Raw genomic sequence first — 16948 nt, forward strand, 5'->3', positions numbered from 1 at the left:
AGTTTTGTTTATTCTCCACTATAGGATACGTAATTTCTTGGTGTTTCGTATAAAGTAACTTTTAAATCAAATTGTTTCTCTATTTTCACACGCAATTTATTATAAATAACCACAGCAATATTTTCTGCAGACGGATTCAAGTTTTTAAATTCCGCTACCTCAACATTTAAGTTTTTATGGTCAAAAGCCTCTTCTATTTCTTCTTTAATTAACTCTTTCAATTTCCCTAAATCGTATACGTAGCCTGTTTCTTTATCAATTTCACCAGTTAATGATACAATTAACTCATAATTATGTCCATGATAATTAGGATTGCTACACTTCCCAAAAACCTCTAAGTTTTTTTCTTCAGACCAATTAGGATTGAACAAGCGGTGTGCGGCATTAAAATGAGCTTTTCTATGTACAGTAACTTTTGGCATATTCTTTTAAATAAATTTTGAAATTTTATGATACGATTCTTTAAAGATAATCTTAAACCATTCCGTATACAAATCTGGTTGTTGCGCTATATCCTCCTTAACAGCTTCTAAAGACATCCATTTGTACGCCTCTACTTCCTCTTTATTTATTACAGGACTATCATTAAAACGTCCTACCATCACATGATCCAGTTCGTGCTCTGTTAACCCATTATCAAACGGCGCTTTGTAAATAAAACTAAACACCTCTTCCAATTCGCAAACAAATCCCATTTCCTCTTGTAACCTACGTTTACCAGCATCAATATTTGTTTCGCCATCTCTTTGGTGTGAGCAACAAGTATTGGTCCATAATAAAGGCGAATGGTATTTATGAGCTGCTCTTTGTTGTAATAACAACTCACCTTTATCATTAAACGTAAAAACAGAAAAAGCTCTGTGTAATAATGCTTTTTCATGCGCTTCTATTTTCTCCATCAATCCTATTGGATTGTCTTGCTCATCTACTAAGATAACTTGTTCTTTCATGGGTCGAATTTACGAAAAGCAAACTTACAAAATACCTAGGAGTTCAACAATTAAACCTTTGAACAGTTCCAGTTTAAAATGTATCTTTGCACGTTTAAATTTTATACATGAGCTTTTTAGAGGAAATACAGAAAAGACGTACGTTTGGTATTATATCGCATCCAGATGCTGGAAAAACAACTTTAACAGAAAAACTATTACTTTTTGGTGGAGCTATTCAAGAAGCTGGAGCGGTAAAAAGTAACAAGATAAAAAAGGGTGCTACGTCTGATTTTATGGAGATTGAACGCCAGCGTGGTATTTCTGTAGCTACTTCTGTATTAGCCTTTAATTATAGAGATAAAAAAATAAACATTTTAGATACCCCTGGACATAAGGATTTTGCAGAAGATACTTTTAGAACTTTAACGGCTGTAGACAGTGTTATTGTGGTAATTGATGTTGCCAAAGGGGTGGAAACCCAGACTGAAAAGTTGGTACAAGTTTGTAGAATGCGAAACATTCCTATGATTGTTTTCATTAACAAGCTAGACCGTGAAGGTAAAGATGCTTTTGATTTATTAGATGAAGTTGAACAAAAACTTGGTTTAAAAGTTACCCCTTTAAGTTTCCCTATTGGAATGGGCTACGATTTTAAAGGTATTTATAATATTTGGGAGAAAAAGATTAACATTTTCTCTGGAGACAACAAACAAACCATTTCTGAAGGAGTTGAATTTGATGACATCAACACTCCTGAATTGGATGAATTAGTTGGTGAAGATGCTGCCAATACGTTAAGAGAGGAGTTAGAATTGGTGTATGAGGTGTACCCAGAGTTTGACAAACAAGCATATGATGATGGACAGCTACAGCCTGTATTTTTTGGTTCTGCTTTAAATAATTTTGGAGTTAAAGAATTGTTAGATTGCTTTATAGATATTGCACCTAACCCACAACCTAAAATGTCTGATACACGTTTGGTAGATGCTAAAGAACAAAAATTAACTGGATTTGTATTTAAAATCCATGCAAATATGGATCCGAAGCATAGAGACAGGCTTGCCTTTGTTAAAATTGTTTCTGGAACTTTTAAGCGTAACACACCTTACTTACACGTACGTAATGGTAAAAAAGTAAAATTCTCTAGTCCAAATGCTTTCTTTGCTGAAAAGAAAGAAATTGTTGACGAATCATTTGCTGGAGACATTGTAGGACTACACGATACAGGAAACTTTAAAATTGGTGATACCTTAACCGAAGGTGAAAAACTAAACTTTAAAGGAATTCCTAGTTTCTCTCCTGAACATTTTAGATATGTAAATAATGCCGATCCTTTAAAAGCAAAACAATTATATAAAGGCTTAGACCAGTTAATGGATGAAGGGGTTGCTCAGTTATTTACCTTAGATATGAACGGGCGTAGAATTATTGGTACTGTTGGAGCACTTCAATATGAGGTAATTCAATATCGTTTAGAACATGAATATGGTGCTAAGTGTACGTATGAAAACATTTCTGTACACAAAGCTTGTTGGGTACAACCCGAAGATGAGAAAAACGAAGAGTTTAAAGAATTTAAGCGTGTAAAACAACGCTATTTAGCAAAAGATAAACAAGGACAATTGGTATTTTTAGCAGACTCTGCCTTTACTATTCAAATGACGCAGCAAAAATACCCGTCTGTAAAACTTCATTTTACCAGTGAATTTGAGTAAAAATATTTTATTAGCTGGGTGCTTGGCTTTAAGCACCTGGTTTTCTTTAGGACAGGAAAACCTAACTACTTTAAAAGGAACTGCTTTAAAAAATAAAGTACGGTTAAACTTTATACCTGTTGAAATGCCATCTAGCAAATATCCCAATTTAAAATCTACCATGGGAATGATGGGGTTGCATTATCAATTTCCTTTTAACAACTGGCTTTATGGTGGAGCTGCTATGCATGCAGCACTAACTGGAGATCAAGGCGGTTTATTTACTTTAGGTGTTGAATTAGGTATTAATAAACAGCTTTATAAAAACGTATACCTAGACGCTAACTTTCATTTTGGTGGCGGTGGCGGATACCGTTACTTAGTAAATGATGGTGGTTTTATAAACCCTAACATAGGTTTACAATATAAAAAAAACGATTACTCTTTAGGTGTACAATATAGTTATGTAGATTTCTATTCAGGAGAAATACAAAGCAACTCGGTATCTTTCTTTGTTGAAATACCTAGTGTACTACGATTGGCTAATTATGATAAAGCGCATAAAAACTTTGTTGCTACTAACCTCTCATCTGATAGTTTTTGGAAGCGGCCTGCGGTAAAAAATGTGCAACAAATTCGTTTTGATTTTTTCAAGCCTTTTGGTAATTCTAAAAAAGACAATCGTCAACCATTAACTGAAACCTTATACGTGCTTGGTTTTGAATACCAAAAATATTTAGCAGACAACACCTTTTTATTTGTACATACTGATGCTATATACAAAGGATTACGTGCTGGCTTTATGGATTTGTTTTTTGGAGCGGGTTACCATCCTTTTCAATCTAAACACGTTGATGGATTTGTTAAATTAGGAGTGGGTGCTGCTGGAGGACGTGTAGCACCAGAAGGTGGTTTAATGGTTTATCCGTCTGCAGGAATGGATTTAAAACTATCTAACAATTTTGCCATTAGCGGACACGCAGGGTATTACCGTGCTATTGCTGGCGATTTAGAAGCCTACACTTATGGTTTTGGTATTAAATACTTAGGGCTAAACGGAGGGACCGATACAGATACTACCACTACAGGTTTTAAAACACAAGGTATTACCTTAAGTATGGAAAACCAAACGTATTTTAATGTAGCTAAAACAGATGATTCAAAAGGTATTTTAGTAATAGATTTACAATTATTAGCCTTACAATTTAACTATGACTTATCTAAAAACTTTTATCTTATAGGAGAAGCAGGTTTTGCTTACGGAGGTAGATCTGGTGGTTATGCACATGGTTTAGCAGGTATTGGTTACAAAACCAATCACTTTTTTAATAATAAGCTAAACGCTTTTATTGATCTAACTGGAGGTGCAGCTGGTGGTGCTGGTGTTGATACGGATGAAGGAATTGTTGTAAGACCAACAATAGGGTTAAATTATGCAATTAGCCCTAACTTTACACTTACCACATCTGGCGGTAAATTTATTGCCCCATTTGGTAATGTAAATGCAACGAATTTTAATATTGGATGTAGCTTTAACTTTGCTAGTTTATCTGCATCTAAATAACTATAATATATATTTTTAAAAACTAAGAAATGAATAACGGAATTTACGCAAAGTTCACTACTCCTAAAGGAGCTATTTTGGTGAATTTAGAATACGAAAAAACTCCTGGTACTGTGGGTAACTTTGTTGCTTTAGCAGAGGGTAACTTAGAAAATTCAGCAAAACCACAAGGAACTCCTTATTACAACGGATTAAAGTTTCATCGTGTTATTGCAGATTTTATGATTCAAGGTGGATGTCCATTAGGTACTGGTACAGGAAATCCTGGTTATAAATTTGATGATGAAATTCACCCAGAATTAAAGCATGATGCGCCAGGTAAATTATCTATGGCCAATGCTGGTCCTGGTACTAACGGATCTCAGTTTTTTATTACACATGGTGCTACGCCATGGTTAGATGGTAAGCACACTGTTTTTGGTAGTGTAGTTGAAGGACAAGATGTGGTAGATGCTGTTGAGCAAGAAGATACTATGGATGTAGAAATTATCCGTGTTGGTGATGTTGCTGAAAACTGGAATGCTGTGGAGGCTTTTAGAACCTTTGAAGGTGAGCGTGAAAAGCGTGAAGCTGCAGAAAAAGCACGTCAAAAAGAATTGTTAGACCAAGTTGCTGCTGGTTATGATGAAACACCAAGTGGTTTACGTTACAAAGTTTTACAAAAAGGTGAAGGAAAACAAGCTACTAAAGGAGCTATGGTTTCTGTACATTACAAAGGACAATTATTAGACGGTACTGTGTTTGATTCTTCATACAAACGTAAACAACCTATTGATTTTGCTGTGGGTGTTGGTCAAGTAATTGCTGGTTGGGATGAAGGAATCCAATTATTACAAGTTGGTGATAAAGCACGTTTAGTTATTCCTTCAAACTTAGGATATGGTGCTAATGGAGCTGGTGGTGTAATTCCTCCAGATGCTACTTTAATTTTTGATGTTGAATTAATGGATGTAAAGTAATCAATCTTTACATACTTTATACAAACCTATTCAAAAGGCTGTCTAAATTAATAGACAGCCTTTTTTGTTATACAATAGCTTTCTATTTACTATTAATGTCTATTTCTTGGATTTCCAATTTGAGTTCCAATTACACTATCATCTGGTTGTGTAACCACAGGGCAGTTTATAATGGCTCCTGTAGCTGTTAATAAGTTAGATAATGAATTGTCTAAAGGTGTTGCATTTGCATTTCCTCTAAAAGGAATTAAAGTTCCTGCTGCTAACAACTCATTAATTTGGTCAAAACTTCTTAAAATTGGACGCTCATTTTCAGGTATTGTAAATTCTGTAATGTGCGCATCCCACATTGGAGCATATTCCTGATTAGACGGATCTATAGGAAAAGTATTGGTTGGGTCTTGCACTTGCCTCTCACTTAAAGACGCTGCATTTAAACCTTGTACACCAAACCCATCTGTATCTACAGTTCTACCATTAGCTGTTGGACTAAACGGAAGCATTGATCCTCCAGGGAACACCCCAAAAGTTGGTAAATTAGCTAACCTTGGCGCAAAAACACCTAATTCAATGGTAGCAGGTCCAGGATCAGACGTATCTGTTACTATATGAAAATAATAAGGTCTGTTATCATGCCATCCATCTAAAAGTTGCATGACTACAGAAGCTTGCCCAATTCCTAAATTAGGATTGTTTAAATCATCTTCTTGTGCTTGCCCATTTCCTGCTGGATTTGGTATTCTGTCATGTATTCCTGTTGCATTGGCAACCATTTGTGCATTAATTACCACACCACTAGGTAAAACTACATAAGAAGACCAATTAGCATCTGCTACCGCTCCTGCATTTACTTCAGCAGGTGGAAAACCAAGTAACAAACCATTTTCTCCACTAGGTACTAATGATCTTTTTGGAGAAAAATCTACCGAACCTTCAAAAACAAGTCTTCCTTTTTTAGTAAAGTAAGCGCGCTGCTCTCCACCAGATCCTATTGAAGCTGCCATTCTTGGTGCAAAAATTACACCTAGCTTTTTAGCCATCAATTCATCAGAGGCTTCTGTAATTACATAATAGCATTTTCTCAACCCGTTTGCAGTGGTTTCCCAACCCTGAAACATTGGTAACCTAACCGTTGGCCCTGCCGGAACAATAGCTCTATCAATACGGTAATCAATTCCTAAAACACTTGGAATAAATACATTTTGAGCCTTTGTAAAACGCAATGCTGGTTTTTTAGCATTGTAGGGTTCTCCTCCATCAGCTTTTATACTTCTTAGTAATAAAAAAGCTTCTTTTAAAGCCTGTAAAGTTTGATTAACAGGTTTTGAGGCCAGTTCAGTGTCATTGTTTGTTTTACCTTCTTGCAACAATGTATCATCATTATTACAAGATGCTAAAAACAACATAGATAATAGGGGGATTACGAATAGTTTGAAATCTTTCATTTGATAAGTTTTTTTTTAAAAAACAACTGGCCAATTGTTTCAAATGTTAATAAAAAGTTTAACTATATTTTCAGACGATCTACTCTTTTATAGCTTACGGCAAAAAGTACTCTTACCCCTTACCAAACTAACATTCTTTTTAATAAACCTACAAAAACGCTAGGTTTATCAACTAAATTTCTTCCTTGTTAAAAAAAAGTTAAAGCCTAGAATAAAAAAAACTAGAGAACAAATCATATTATCCCTATCAATAAAGTGTTGAAATATATAGTTATTTCCTATAAAAAATGATAGTTTGTTGGTTTAACAAAAAGGGTTCAAAGACGTTCTTGATGTAACATCAAGTGAAATTATGAGTAATGCAATGCAACATAATTTTGTACTTCAACTTTGTTCAGTAGAGCTATCGAGAAGTTTTTGTTTGTAAAATAGTTCTCGATACAATTTTCACTCCGCTAACACTACATAAAAATCACTCGAACTGACAAATATTTAATTTTTTATTATTCTTTTATATATAATAGCTTTTTGTGGAGTTTTTATAGCTAAAACATACATTCCTTGTGATAAATTTCCGAGAGAAATAGTAGAAGTATGCAAACCTTTTAACACCATTTTTCCATATATATTATATACCTCATACGTCCACTTTTTTTGATTCTTACTTTTTATGTGCACCTTATTTTCTGTTGGATTAGGATACACAACTAGGTCTTTTTTTGATACTTTAGGTACAGAAGTTCCTAAACTTTCATAAACCAACTTTAGATTATCTATAACTGCTGTAGCAAAATTATCAGGAGGAGATGCGTAACCTGTAAGCATTATTAAATGAATAGAAATATACTCAATAGGTAGTTCTGAAAAACCTGAAAAGTCTATTTCAAAAGGCATAAAACTTTCCGTGCTTTTTGTAATGGTAATAGATTTTGAATTTCTTATAAAATTTAACTTACCATTAAGTTCACTTTTAGTTAAGGTATCTGCTTTTGTACTAAACTTTACAACAATTTTAAGTGTGTCAGGCTTACCTACAATATCCGTTCCTTTAAACTTATAAAAACCTGTTAATTTCTTAGGAATACTATTACATTTAAAACGGGTAAACCCTTTATTAGCACTTAGTACAGTACTCTTTAACCGATCACCACGTTTTAACGTTAAAGCTACATTTTCAACAGCATCAGTTCCTTCATATTTATCAAAAAAACCAATACCATGAAACCTTCTAGGTACCAAATTAAAAAGAAAACTCTCTGTCCAATCTGTTGGTAAATCAATACTAAATGTGCTGCCAGCTATATCGGTGATTTCTTTTTTGTAAAATGAGTTGAAGTTCCTATTTGGAATTGTACATTGCCCTCTTATTGGACTCCATAGTAGAAAAAAGGGTATCCCCAGAAATAAAATAAGTTTCATTTTGTTTTAATTATCTAGGTAAAAATACGTGTGGTGTTTTTAGACCGTTTGTCCTTTTAAGACAAACTTGTTACTTCCCTAAAACCGTCCTCTTACAGTTTGTAATTAAGTACTGATGCTCTTAACTGCATTTGGTAAATACAGTTTTTTTTAGAAATAAAAAATAGTATATACAAACTTTAAAGCCCCCTTCTAAGCTTTATAGTATGTGCATTTTTTTAATTTTGAAGTGTTATCCAAAGATTTTTTACTTGTTCTTGTAATTCACGTGCTTCTTGTAAAGTTAAAGACACTTCTTCTTTCCAAAGGTGATTATGCAAATCTCCTTGATAAATGGTTACGTACGCTTCTAGAATAGCAATTAGTTTTTGATGATTGTGGGTTAAGTTTTGATAATTGGTTAATAATAGGTTCATAAATATTGGAGGCTATTAGTTCAGTTGTTAATGTTAGTTTTAATGTTGTGTTTCTAATTCTTCATTCTTAAAAGCTTAATATTTGGTTTTCTTAGTACAATTATAACTTATTATAACTTAACTCACCAATAAAAGTTATTTATCATGTGCTATTTCTTTTAACATAGTAAACGTTTCTTGCTCCTTTTCTGGGCGCACATTGCGTAAACTATGTAAGGATACTTTTAATAATTGTTGCCTAAGTTTAGTTATGCGGTCTTTATTGTATTTGGTTATTAAATATACTGCTAAAGTGACTAGTATTGCAGAAAATACGGTCATAAAATAATAGGTAAACCTACTCACATCTTGAAACTGTTGGAAAATCCAGTAGAAAGAGAAAAAGCATAATGATAAGATTACTGTATGTAAGGCTTTTGCTCCTAAATTTTTAGATTCTCTTAAAAAAGATTTTATCAAGTTATATAAACTATAAATAAAAAAGCATAATGTTAACCCAAAGCGTTCAATGAAATGTCTTAAAGATATAAAGCCAAATATTCTTTTACTTTCAGCTATTTCACTCCAATCTTTAAAGGCTACTTTCTTTTCTATATTTGCCTCTTTATACTCTTGATACAAAATTGTTCCTTTAGAATACTCTTTTATCTTAGTTAAAGCTAAGGTATTTTTCTTCTTGGCTTCATTGTATAATTGTTCTGCTTGTTTATACTCCCTATCAAATTCAGGAATAAATTGATGAGCATAAAACAAACTTGAACAAATTATGGCTATAAAGTATACAAAATATTTACTAATCTTCTTCGTCATCAACGGGAACTCCACCACCTCCTCCGTTATGAACATTGTCTTCTTTGTCAATATTTTGAATTTTGTTTGATAACTCTTCATGTTCTGTTGTATTGTCTGTACAAGCAATGGCTAGGCAACCTAAAATGGCTAAGGCTATTAATTTTTTCATTTTAATATAGGATTTGGTTATGTTAATCCTATAAATATACTAAACCTAACCCACTGTGTACTTGTTATTTCTTATTGTAAAACCATTTTACTAAACCTACTTTGGTTTGTATGCCTAATTTTTCTTTCATACGGCTTACATAGGTTTTTATACTGCTTATGCTTAGTTCTGTTTGTTTGCTAATTTCTGCGTAACTGTATTCTTCTAACATAGGTAACAGTTCTCTTTCTCTTCCTGATAGTTTTTCTAATTGTGTGGCTTCGTTTAACTCGGGCATTTCTATGTCTTTGCTATAAAAAGTACCTCCATTGGCTACTATTTCTACTGCTTTTTCAAATTCTAAATGGCATGTAGCTTTTAATAAAAAGCCTTTACACCCTAAACTCAATACGTCTGCCACGTAATTGGCGGTACTAAATGCAGAAATAATAATAGTTTTTACTTGTATGGCATGGCGTTTTAAATACCGGAGTACTTCAATGCCATCCATGCCGGGCATTTGTATGTCTAATAAAAGAATGTCTATTTTGTGAGCCTGTTTATCTATCCACTTTACTAGTTCGTCACCACGGGTAAACTCGGCTATTACTTCTATTTCATTTAATACCAGTACAGCCTTGTATCCTTCAATGGCTAGTTTATGATCATCGGCTATGGCTATTTTTAGTTTTTCCATGTCTCAAATTTATATATTTGATTCCAAAGCCTTTGTAAACCTTTTGGGTATATTTTGCATTTTTTTTTGCTCAGGGTTTGGTTTACAATTGTTTTTGTTTGTTGGGTAGAAGGTTGAAGATCTGAGACGGAGGGTAATTTTGAATTAAAAATTAAACATTACAATTGTCTGTTCGAGTAATTTTTATGTAGTGCTAACGGAATTAAAATTGTATCGAGAACTATTCTGTTATCGAAAACTTCTCGATACTAAATTAGGCTCCATTACATTACTCATAATTTCACTCGAAGTGACATCCAAAAATGTAATTATAACTACATTAAACAAAAGATTACTTCATTCGCTATCGCTGCTTCGTAATGAACTGTGCTTAAAAACAAACAAAGTCCTACAACGTCATAGCGAGGCATCGAAGCTATCTCTTTATTTTGGGGTAGAAGGTTGAAGGCACGAGGCGGAAGTGTTAATGTTTATTGGCTATTTAAAACTAAATTGCTAACTCCTAAACAAACAGATTACTTCATTCGCTATCGCTGCTTCGTAATAACAAAAACAAGTGTCTTTGCGAGGTACGAAGCAATCTTTTTTTGGGGTAGAAGGTTGAAGGCACGAGGCGGAAGTGTTAATGTTTATTGGCTATTTAAAACTAAATTGCTAACTCCTAAACAAACAGATTACTTCATCCGCTAACGCTGCTTCGTAATAACAAAAATGAACGTCATTGCGAGGTACGAAGCAATCTTTTTTTGGGGTAAAAGGTTGAAGGCACGGGGCGGAAGTGTTGACGTTTATTCGCTATTTAAAACTAAAAATTAAGCATTAAAAACTTTATAACAATATACTTAAAGGCTTTTCCATTACCCTTATGACCTCTTTAGCACGAAGCACCAAAAGGCTTTTCCATTACCCTTATGACTCCTTTAGCACGAAGCACCAAAAGGCTTTTCCATTACCCTTATGACCTCTTTAGTACGAAGCACCAAAAGGCTTTTCCATTACCCTTATGACCTCTTTAGTACGAAACACCAAAAGGCTTTTCCATTACCCTCATGATGTGAAAAGTTGTTGGTTCTTGGCTGGTTGAGGATAAATATTCAATTAGGAATTGTTTTTCTTAACTTCTTAACTCCATTTAACTTAATAGCTATTAGCAGCTGGCTCTTGGTTGTTTAAAATTAAAAACTCCTTTAACTTCTTAAATTCTTAACTCCTATATAAACTAAATTACTAACTCCTTAACAAAAAGATTCCTTCACTTCGTAAACTGCATTCGGAATGACTAAAATGAGCGTCATTGCGAGACATCGAAGCAATCTCTTCATTCGCTACCGCTGTTTCCTAATAACTATCTAGCTAAAAAAAGAAAACCCTGTAAGTTTTTACACTTACAAGGTTTTCAACTATATCGACGAGGATCGAAATGTTATCTTTTTAAGATACTTCTAATGTAAAAGAGGCATCTGCTTCTCTTATATCTTTTAAGTAAACACCGTTTGAGCTTGTTGCTTGGGTTTTTATTCTAATCCTATACGTTCCTGCTTCTAATATAGGTACCTGCCCTATTAATTTTCTATAACGGTTTTCTACTAGTATTTGTACTTTAGTCTCAGTACCATCTTCCTTTACAAAATATAGCCCTACATTTGGGTCATCACCATCTACTTTCAAACGAGTCCCCATTATTTCAAACAGTCCGTTTGATGATAAACTGGTATTGGTTGTATTTGAGGTATAATCTTTAAATCCACTAATAAAAGTATTCGTTATAGGTGCGGCTACTTTTTGTAATGGTATGTTTTCTTTTACCTCATTAATTAATTTACCACTATTTATGTTTACGTGTAATTTGTGCTTTTCTGGATTAAAACCATCACCTTCATCATCAAACACGCCAGATATAGAATAGCTTAAATTAAAAAAGGGTAAGTTTAAGGTGTCTCCATCTTCTATACACTCTATCATTTCTTCATGATAAGAATTCAATACCGCTACAATATCCGTTTTACTTACTAAATTACGTTTACTTAGCATTTTGTCTATCAATTCTTCTTGATTTACGGTGCGCTCTACCAATACACGGGCTGTATAATTGGTTTCTTCTGTTAACTTGTTCTCTGTTAAATAGAATTTCATAGTATAAAATTTAAAATTAATATTCCTTTTTCTAGCCATACTATAATAAATAGTACAACCAATACATAGCCATTGTAACAAGTATAGTATTTAAGAGGTAATGTAAACAGAATAGCAATCTTCTTTCATAGTCTTTATAGCATTTTATTCTCCTTATGTTCAATAGCTGCTCAAATATAACCCGTAACTTTTTATATGCAAACACCTTAACATTGTTTTAACGTAGTTTTAAGAGGTTTACTATTATTAAAACATACCTGCTTTTTTTTATTAAAAACATTCAAATGTATTAATCAAATTATAATGGAAAACACATTTTTAAAACACATCTCTTATTTATATTTGTTAATAAACTACCAAATTCCTCTTATGTTAGAAACATAAAAACATTCATAACATTCACTTGATAATTAATTTAAAAACTCATAATTTGTACGGTTTTACACCAAACGGTGTTCTTTATAACGATTAAGAAAGAAGAAATGAATCAAACAACTGCAAATCAAACTCCTGAACAAAAGGCGCGTGACATTATTGATATTATGCTATATGAAGCTGGTTGGCTAGTACAATCTAAAGAGCATATAGATTTATCTGCTGGTAAAGGCATTGCCTTACGAGAAACCAACACCATTTCAGGAGCTGCCGATTATGTATTGTATGTAAATAGAAAGCCTATTGGCGTTATTGAAGCCAAGAAAGAAGAAGAAGGGCACCGATTAACTACCGCAGAAGAACAATCCATTCGGTATGCTAATGAAGGGATTAAAATAGGCTCTTTTTTATTAACCAATGAAAAACCTTTTGTGTATGAAAGCACAGGTATCATTACTCGGTTTAGAGATATAAGAGACCCTAAACCCAAAGGTCGTAGAATTTTTAGTTTTCATACACCAGAAGCTTTAGCACATTCCTTAAAACAAGGAAACTCTTTGCGCCAACGCTTGCAAAATTTACCTAAATTACTACCAGATGGTTTACGTAAAGCACAAATTAAAGCTATAACTAATTTAGAAACTTCTTTTAAAAACAATAAACAAAAGGCTTTAATACAAATGGCAACAGGCGCAGGTAAAACGTTTACTGCGGCAACATTTAGCTATCGCTTATTAAAACATGCCAAAGCCAAACGTATTTTGTTTTTAGTAGATACCAAAAATTTAGGAGAACAGGCAGAGCAAGAATTTTTAAGCTATCAGCCTATAGATGATAACCGTAAATTTACCGAGTTGTATAATGTACAACGTTTAAGCGGTAACTATATAGCCCCTGATAGTCATGTATGCATTTCTACCATACAACGATTGTATTCTATATTAAAAGGTGAAGAATTAGATGAAGCAGATGAAATAGCACCTACCGAAGAAAATACATGGATGCAGCAAAAACTTGCAAAAAAAGAAGCTGCGCCTGTTGCTTATACACCCAATGTACCTATAGAAACATTTGATTTTGTGGTTATAGACGAGTGCCACCGTTCTATTTATAACTTATGGAAACAAGTCCTTGACTATTTTGATGCTTTTTTAATTGGGCTAACGGCTACGCCAGATAATAGAACTTTTGGTTTTTTTGAGGAAAATGTAGTGAGTGAATATACTCTTGAAGAATCAGTAATAGACGGGGTAAATGTAGATTATCAAGTATACAACATTGAAACCGATATTTCTAAAAAAGGAGGCATCATAGAATCGGGGTGGTATGTAGATAGACGGGATAAACTTACTCGTAAAAAACGATGGCAACAAGAAGATGAGGATACTAGTTATACTAAAAACGACTTAGACAAAAAGGTAGTTAATCCTAGTCAAATTCGTAATATTATAAGGGAATATAAAAGGGTATTACAAACGACCCTATTTCCAAAACGTTTTGATAAAAACGGGGTGTATGAAGTTCCCAAAACTTTGGTGTTTGCTAAAACTGATAGCCATGCCGATGATATTATAAAGATTATTAGAGATGAGTTTAATGAAGGAGACGATTTTTGTAAAAAGCTTACCTATAAAATTAAAGAAAACCCTAAATCTGTATTAAACCGCTTTAGAAATAATTACGAACCTAGAATAGCGGTAACGGTAGATATGATTGCTACAGGTACCGATGTAAAGGCCTTAGAGGTATTACTTTTTATGCGTGATGTAAAAAGTAAAAACTACTTTGAGCAAATGAAAGGACGCGGTACGCGTACTATTGATAGTGATAGCTTACAAAAAGTAACTAAAGAGGCTAAAAATAAAACCCATTTTATTATTGTAGATGCCGTGGGTGCTACTAAATCTAAAAAAACCACCAGCCGTTCATTAGAAAGAAAACCTACTATTGGTTTTAAAGCCTTATTAGACGCTGTAAAAATGGGGGTTACTGATGAAGATTTGTTTTTATCCTTAGCCAACCGATTGTTACGTTTAGAAAAACAAATTAGTAACAGCGAAAAGGAAAAAATAGTAACCCTTACAGGTAAAACCATTCCGCTAATAGCTCAGGAGTTATTAAATGCGTACGATTTGGATAAGTTAGACGATGCCTCGGAAGCAATTATAAAGAAAATACCACGAGAAGACCATACCCCTGCCCTATATGCACAAACCAGAGAACAGGTACAAGAGGAACTTTTAGAAAAAGCGGCTAGTAATTTTACGGGGGAATTTTGCACCTATATTGAAGACCTACGCAAGCAAAATGAGCAAATTATTGACCATATTAATATTGATACCGTAACCAAAAGCGAATGGGACACCACCTCTATAAGTAATGCCAATGAGATTGTTAGTGATTTTAGCAGTTATTTAGAAGAACATAAAGATCAAATAACCGCTTTAAATATTTACTATAACCAACCGCATAACCGCAGAAACGTTACTTTTGCCATGCTAAAAGAAGTGTTAGACAAGCTAAAAGCTGATAAGCCATTGCTAGCACCACAACATGTTTGGGATGCCTATACACAATTGGAAATAGTTAAAGGAAAACAGCCTTTAAAAGAGTTAACCATTTTAGTATCGTTACTCCGCAGAGTTTGCGGTATAGATAATCAATTACAAGCCTATGACAAGGTGGTAGATGATAATTTTAAAACATGGATGTTTCAACAAAACGCAGGGCAGCACAACCGTTTTACACCTGAACAGGTAGACTGGCTACGTTTAATTAAAGAGCATATTAAAAACAGCTACCATATAGAGACAGACGATTTAGATTATACGCCTTTTGATGCCCAAGGCGGACGTGGTAAAATGCACCAACTTTTTGGCGAACAAATGAATGAAATTATGAACGAACTAAATAATATACTGGCTGCATAATGAGAGAAGATTGGGTGGAATGTACTTTGGGGGAAGTTTTTAAGACAACCTCTGGAGGAACACCAAGTAGAAGAAATATATCTTACTATAAAGGTACAATACCATGGATAAAATCAGGTGAATTAGATAAAGGTGTTATTAATGATTCAGAAGAGAAGATTTCTAATGAAGCTTTAAAAAATTCAAGTGCAAAATTATTCCCTAAAGGAACTTTATTAATAGCTTTATACGGAGCAACAATTGGCAAATTGTCGTTTCTAGGTATAGATGCTTCAACTAATCAAGCTATTTGCGGCATTTTTCAAAGTAAGTATTTTAGTTCTAAATTTCTGTTCTACTTTTTACTATATAAAAGACCAGAATTAGTTTCCCAAGGAACTGGAGGAGCGCAACCTAACATTAGTCAAACGATTATAAAAAAACTAGAGCTCCCTATCCCTTCATTACCTGAACAACAAGCCATTGTAAAAAAGATAGAAGGTTTGTTTAGCAGTTTAGACCATAGTGTAGAAAGTTTAACCAAAGCCCAAGGGCAATTAAAAGTATATAGGCAAGCGGTATTATCTTCTTGCTTTTCCAAAAAGAATAAGAAAAACATCTCAGAGTTAATAAAAAATTTAAGTCAGGGATGGAGTCCTAAATGTTTAAATAAAAATTCAGCAGACATTGAAGAATGGGCTGTAATTAAGACTTCTGCAATACAAGCAGGTAGATTTCTTGAAAATGAAAATAAAATATTACCAGAACATATAGAACCTCGAGAATATCATGAAATTAAAAAAGGGGACATACTAATTACTCGAGCTGGACCTAGGGTAAGAGTTGGTATTTGTTGCTTAGTTAAAAAAGTAAGGCCTAAGTTAATTAATTGTGATAAAGTTTATCGTATTGAGTTATTTAATAATTTAGTTGTGCCAGAGTATTTTGAATATGTTTTAAATTCACCTGAGATATTAAGTGAAATCGAAATAATGAAATCTGGTAGTAGTGATAGTGGTTTGAACCTTACCCAGAAAAGATTCTTAAAACTAGAAATTCCTTATTGTACAATAGAAGAACAACACCAAATTGTCAAAGAAATTGAAAGTCGTTTATCGGTATGTGATAAACTCGAAGAAAGCATTGCTACTAGCTTACAAAAAGCAAAAGCCTTACGCCAAAGTATTCTAAAAAAAGCTTTTGAGGGTACCTTGTTAACGCCGCAAGAAATAGCAAACTGTAAAGCACACCCTAATTATAAACCTGCAAGTGTGTTGTTAGAAAAGATTAAGGCAGAGAAAGTAGCAAAAGCTCTTACTAAAAAAATAACCGTAAAAAAGAAACCAAAGAAAAAAGTAACTAAATAAACATCCACTTAATTGATGCGTTATTACAAATGAAATGGAGAGCAATGAAGTTATCTGGTTATCAACACAAAGATTGCTTCGTACTTCGCAATGACCAA

Annotated in this window: 14 protein-coding genes; 5 read left to right on the forward strand and 9 right to left on the reverse strand. The window is 33.5% G+C overall.

The features are described 5' to 3' along the window. Window positions 1–8: 8 nt before the first annotated feature. Window positions 9–422: a 6-pyruvoyl trahydropterin synthase family protein gene (locus ABNT65_RS08905; RefSeq protein WP_348704528.1), complete on the reverse strand. Its 414-nt coding sequence runs from the start codon at window positions 420–422 to the stop codon at window positions 9–11. 6 nt (window positions 423–428) lie between these two features. Then, window positions 429–950, reverse strand: a complete 522-nt coding sequence (gene idi / locus ABNT65_RS08910; RefSeq protein ID WP_348747688.1) for an isopentenyl-diphosphate Delta-isomerase — start codon at window positions 948–950, stop codon at window positions 429–431. A gap of 107 nt (window positions 951–1057) precedes the next feature. Here idi and ABNT65_RS08915 point away from each other — a divergent pair, with 107 nt between their 5' ends. Genes ABNT65_RS08915 through ABNT65_RS08925 form a run of 3 tightly spaced genes read left to right on the forward strand, consistent with a single transcriptional unit; the run spans window position 1058 to window position 5149 of the window. Beyond that, on the forward strand, window positions 1058–2647 hold the full coding sequence (locus tag ABNT65_RS08915; RefSeq protein WP_348704526.1) for a peptide chain release factor 3: 1590 nt from the start codon (window positions 1058–1060) through the stop codon (window positions 2645–2647). After that, complete coding sequence (locus tag ABNT65_RS08920) at window positions 2634–4190, forward strand: hypothetical protein (RefSeq protein WP_412766853.1); 1557 nt, start codon at window positions 2634–2636, stop codon at window positions 4188–4190. The genes ABNT65_RS08915 and ABNT65_RS08920 overlap by 14 nt, the downstream gene beginning before the upstream one ends. Before the next feature lie 29 nt (window positions 4191–4219). Then, window positions 4220–5149 (forward strand): peptidylprolyl isomerase, encoded by a 930-nt coding sequence (locus ABNT65_RS08925; protein ID WP_348704524.1) that lies wholly within the window; start codon window positions 4220–4222, stop codon window positions 5147–5149. Between the two features lie 92 nt (window positions 5150–5241). On the opposite strand, the gene ABNT65_RS08930 is transcribed toward ABNT65_RS08925, so the two are convergent. The 7 genes from ABNT65_RS08930 to ABNT65_RS08960 form a co-directional block, all read right to left on the reverse strand. Continuing rightward, window positions 5242–6594 (reverse strand): hypothetical protein, encoded by a 1353-nt coding sequence (locus tag ABNT65_RS08930; RefSeq protein WP_348704523.1) that lies wholly within the window; start codon window positions 6592–6594, stop codon window positions 5242–5244. A gap of 492 nt (window positions 6595–7086) precedes the next feature. Beyond that, window positions 7087–8013 (reverse strand): T9SS type A sorting domain-containing protein, encoded by a 927-nt coding sequence (locus ABNT65_RS08935; protein WP_348747690.1) that lies wholly within the window; start codon window positions 8011–8013, stop codon window positions 7087–7089. A gap of 218 nt (window positions 8014–8231) precedes the next feature. Then, window positions 8232–8429 carry a hypothetical protein gene (locus ABNT65_RS08940; RefSeq protein WP_348747691.1) on the reverse strand — a complete coding sequence of 66 codons (198 nt, stop codon included), beginning with the start codon at window positions 8427–8429 and terminating at the stop codon, window positions 8232–8234. A 135-nt stretch (window positions 8430–8564) separates the two neighbouring features. Next, window positions 8565–9239 (reverse strand): hypothetical protein, encoded by a 675-nt coding sequence (locus tag ABNT65_RS08945; protein WP_348747692.1) that lies wholly within the window; start codon window positions 9237–9239, stop codon window positions 8565–8567. Beyond that, window positions 9223–9390 carry a hypothetical protein gene (locus ABNT65_RS08950; RefSeq protein WP_348747693.1) on the reverse strand — a complete coding sequence of 56 codons (168 nt, stop codon included), beginning with the start codon at window positions 9388–9390 and terminating at the stop codon, window positions 9223–9225. Before ABNT65_RS08950 ends, ABNT65_RS08945 begins: the two co-directional genes overlap by 17 nt. A gap of 64 nt (window positions 9391–9454) precedes the next feature. Next, complete coding sequence (locus ABNT65_RS08955; RefSeq protein ID WP_348704517.1) at window positions 9455–10066, reverse strand: response regulator transcription factor; 612 nt, start codon at window positions 10064–10066, stop codon at window positions 9455–9457. A gap of 1431 nt (window positions 10067–11497) precedes the next feature. After that, complete coding sequence (locus ABNT65_RS08960) at window positions 11498–12238, reverse strand: DNA-binding domain-containing protein (protein WP_348747824.1); 741 nt, start codon at window positions 12236–12238, stop codon at window positions 11498–11500. Window positions 12239–12681: 443 nt separating this feature from the next. On the opposite strand from ABNT65_RS08960, the gene ABNT65_RS08965 reads away from it, so the two are divergent. Beyond that, complete coding sequence (locus ABNT65_RS08965; RefSeq protein ID WP_348747694.1) at window positions 12682–15504, forward strand: DEAD/DEAH box helicase family protein; 2823 nt, start codon at window positions 12682–12684, stop codon at window positions 15502–15504. After that, window positions 15504–16850: a restriction endonuclease subunit S gene (locus ABNT65_RS08970; protein WP_348747695.1), complete on the forward strand. Its 1347-nt coding sequence runs from the start codon at window positions 15504–15506 to the stop codon at window positions 16848–16850. The genes ABNT65_RS08965 and ABNT65_RS08970 overlap by 1 nt, the downstream gene beginning before the upstream one ends. The last annotated feature ends 98 nt before the right edge of the window (window positions 16851–16948 follow it).

Origin of the sequence: Tenacibaculum sp. 190524A02b (assembly GCF_964036645.1) — a bacterium.
GTDB lineage: Bacteria > Bacteroidota > Bacteroidia > Flavobacteriales > Flavobacteriaceae > Polaribacter > Polaribacter vairaonense.

Bases quoted from the DNA above. Each gene is read 5' to 3' on its own strand.
- ABNT65_RS08905 (WP_348704528.1), bottom strand. From the start codon at position 422: ATGCCAAAAGTTACTGTACATAGAAAAGCTCATTTTAATGCCGCACAC.
- idi (WP_348747688.1), bottom strand. From the start codon at position 950: ATGAAAGAACAAGTTATCTTAGTAGATGAGCAAGACAATCCAATAGGA.
- ABNT65_RS08915 (WP_348704526.1), top strand. From the start codon at position 1,058: ATGAGCTTTTTAGAGGAAATACAGAAAAGACGTACGTTTGGTATTATA.
- ABNT65_RS08925 (WP_348704524.1), top strand. From the start codon at position 4,220: ATGAATAACGGAATTTACGCAAAGTTCACTACTCCTAAAGGAGCTATT.
- ABNT65_RS08930 (WP_348704523.1), bottom strand. From the start codon at position 6,594: ATGAAAGATTTCAAACTATTCGTAATCCCCCTATTATCTATGTTGTTT.
- ABNT65_RS08935 (WP_348747690.1), bottom strand. From the start codon at position 8,013: ATGAAACTTATTTTATTTCTGGGGATACCCTTTTTTCTACTATGGAGT.
- ABNT65_RS08940 (WP_348747691.1), bottom strand. From the start codon at position 8,429: ATGAACCTATTATTAACCAATTATCAAAACTTAACCCACAATCATCAA.
- ABNT65_RS08945 (WP_348747692.1), bottom strand. From the start codon at position 9,239: ATGACGAAGAAGATTAGTAAATATTTTGTATACTTTATAGCCATAATT.
- ABNT65_RS08950 (WP_348747693.1), bottom strand. From the start codon at position 9,390: ATGAAAAAATTAATAGCCTTAGCCATTTTAGGTTGCCTAGCCATTGCT.
- ABNT65_RS08955 (WP_348704517.1), bottom strand. From the start codon at position 10,066: ATGGAAAAACTAAAAATAGCCATAGCCGATGATCATAAACTAGCCATT.
- ABNT65_RS08960 (WP_348747824.1), bottom strand. From the start codon at position 12,238: ATGGCTAGAAAAAGGAATATTAATTTTAAATTTTATACTATGAAATTC.
- ABNT65_RS08965 (WP_348747694.1), top strand. From the start codon at position 12,682: ATGAATCAAACAACTGCAAATCAAACTCCTGAACAAAAGGCGCGTGAC.
- ABNT65_RS08970 (WP_348747695.1), top strand. From the start codon at position 15,504: ATGAGAGAAGATTGGGTGGAATGTACTTTGGGGGAAGTTTTTAAGACA.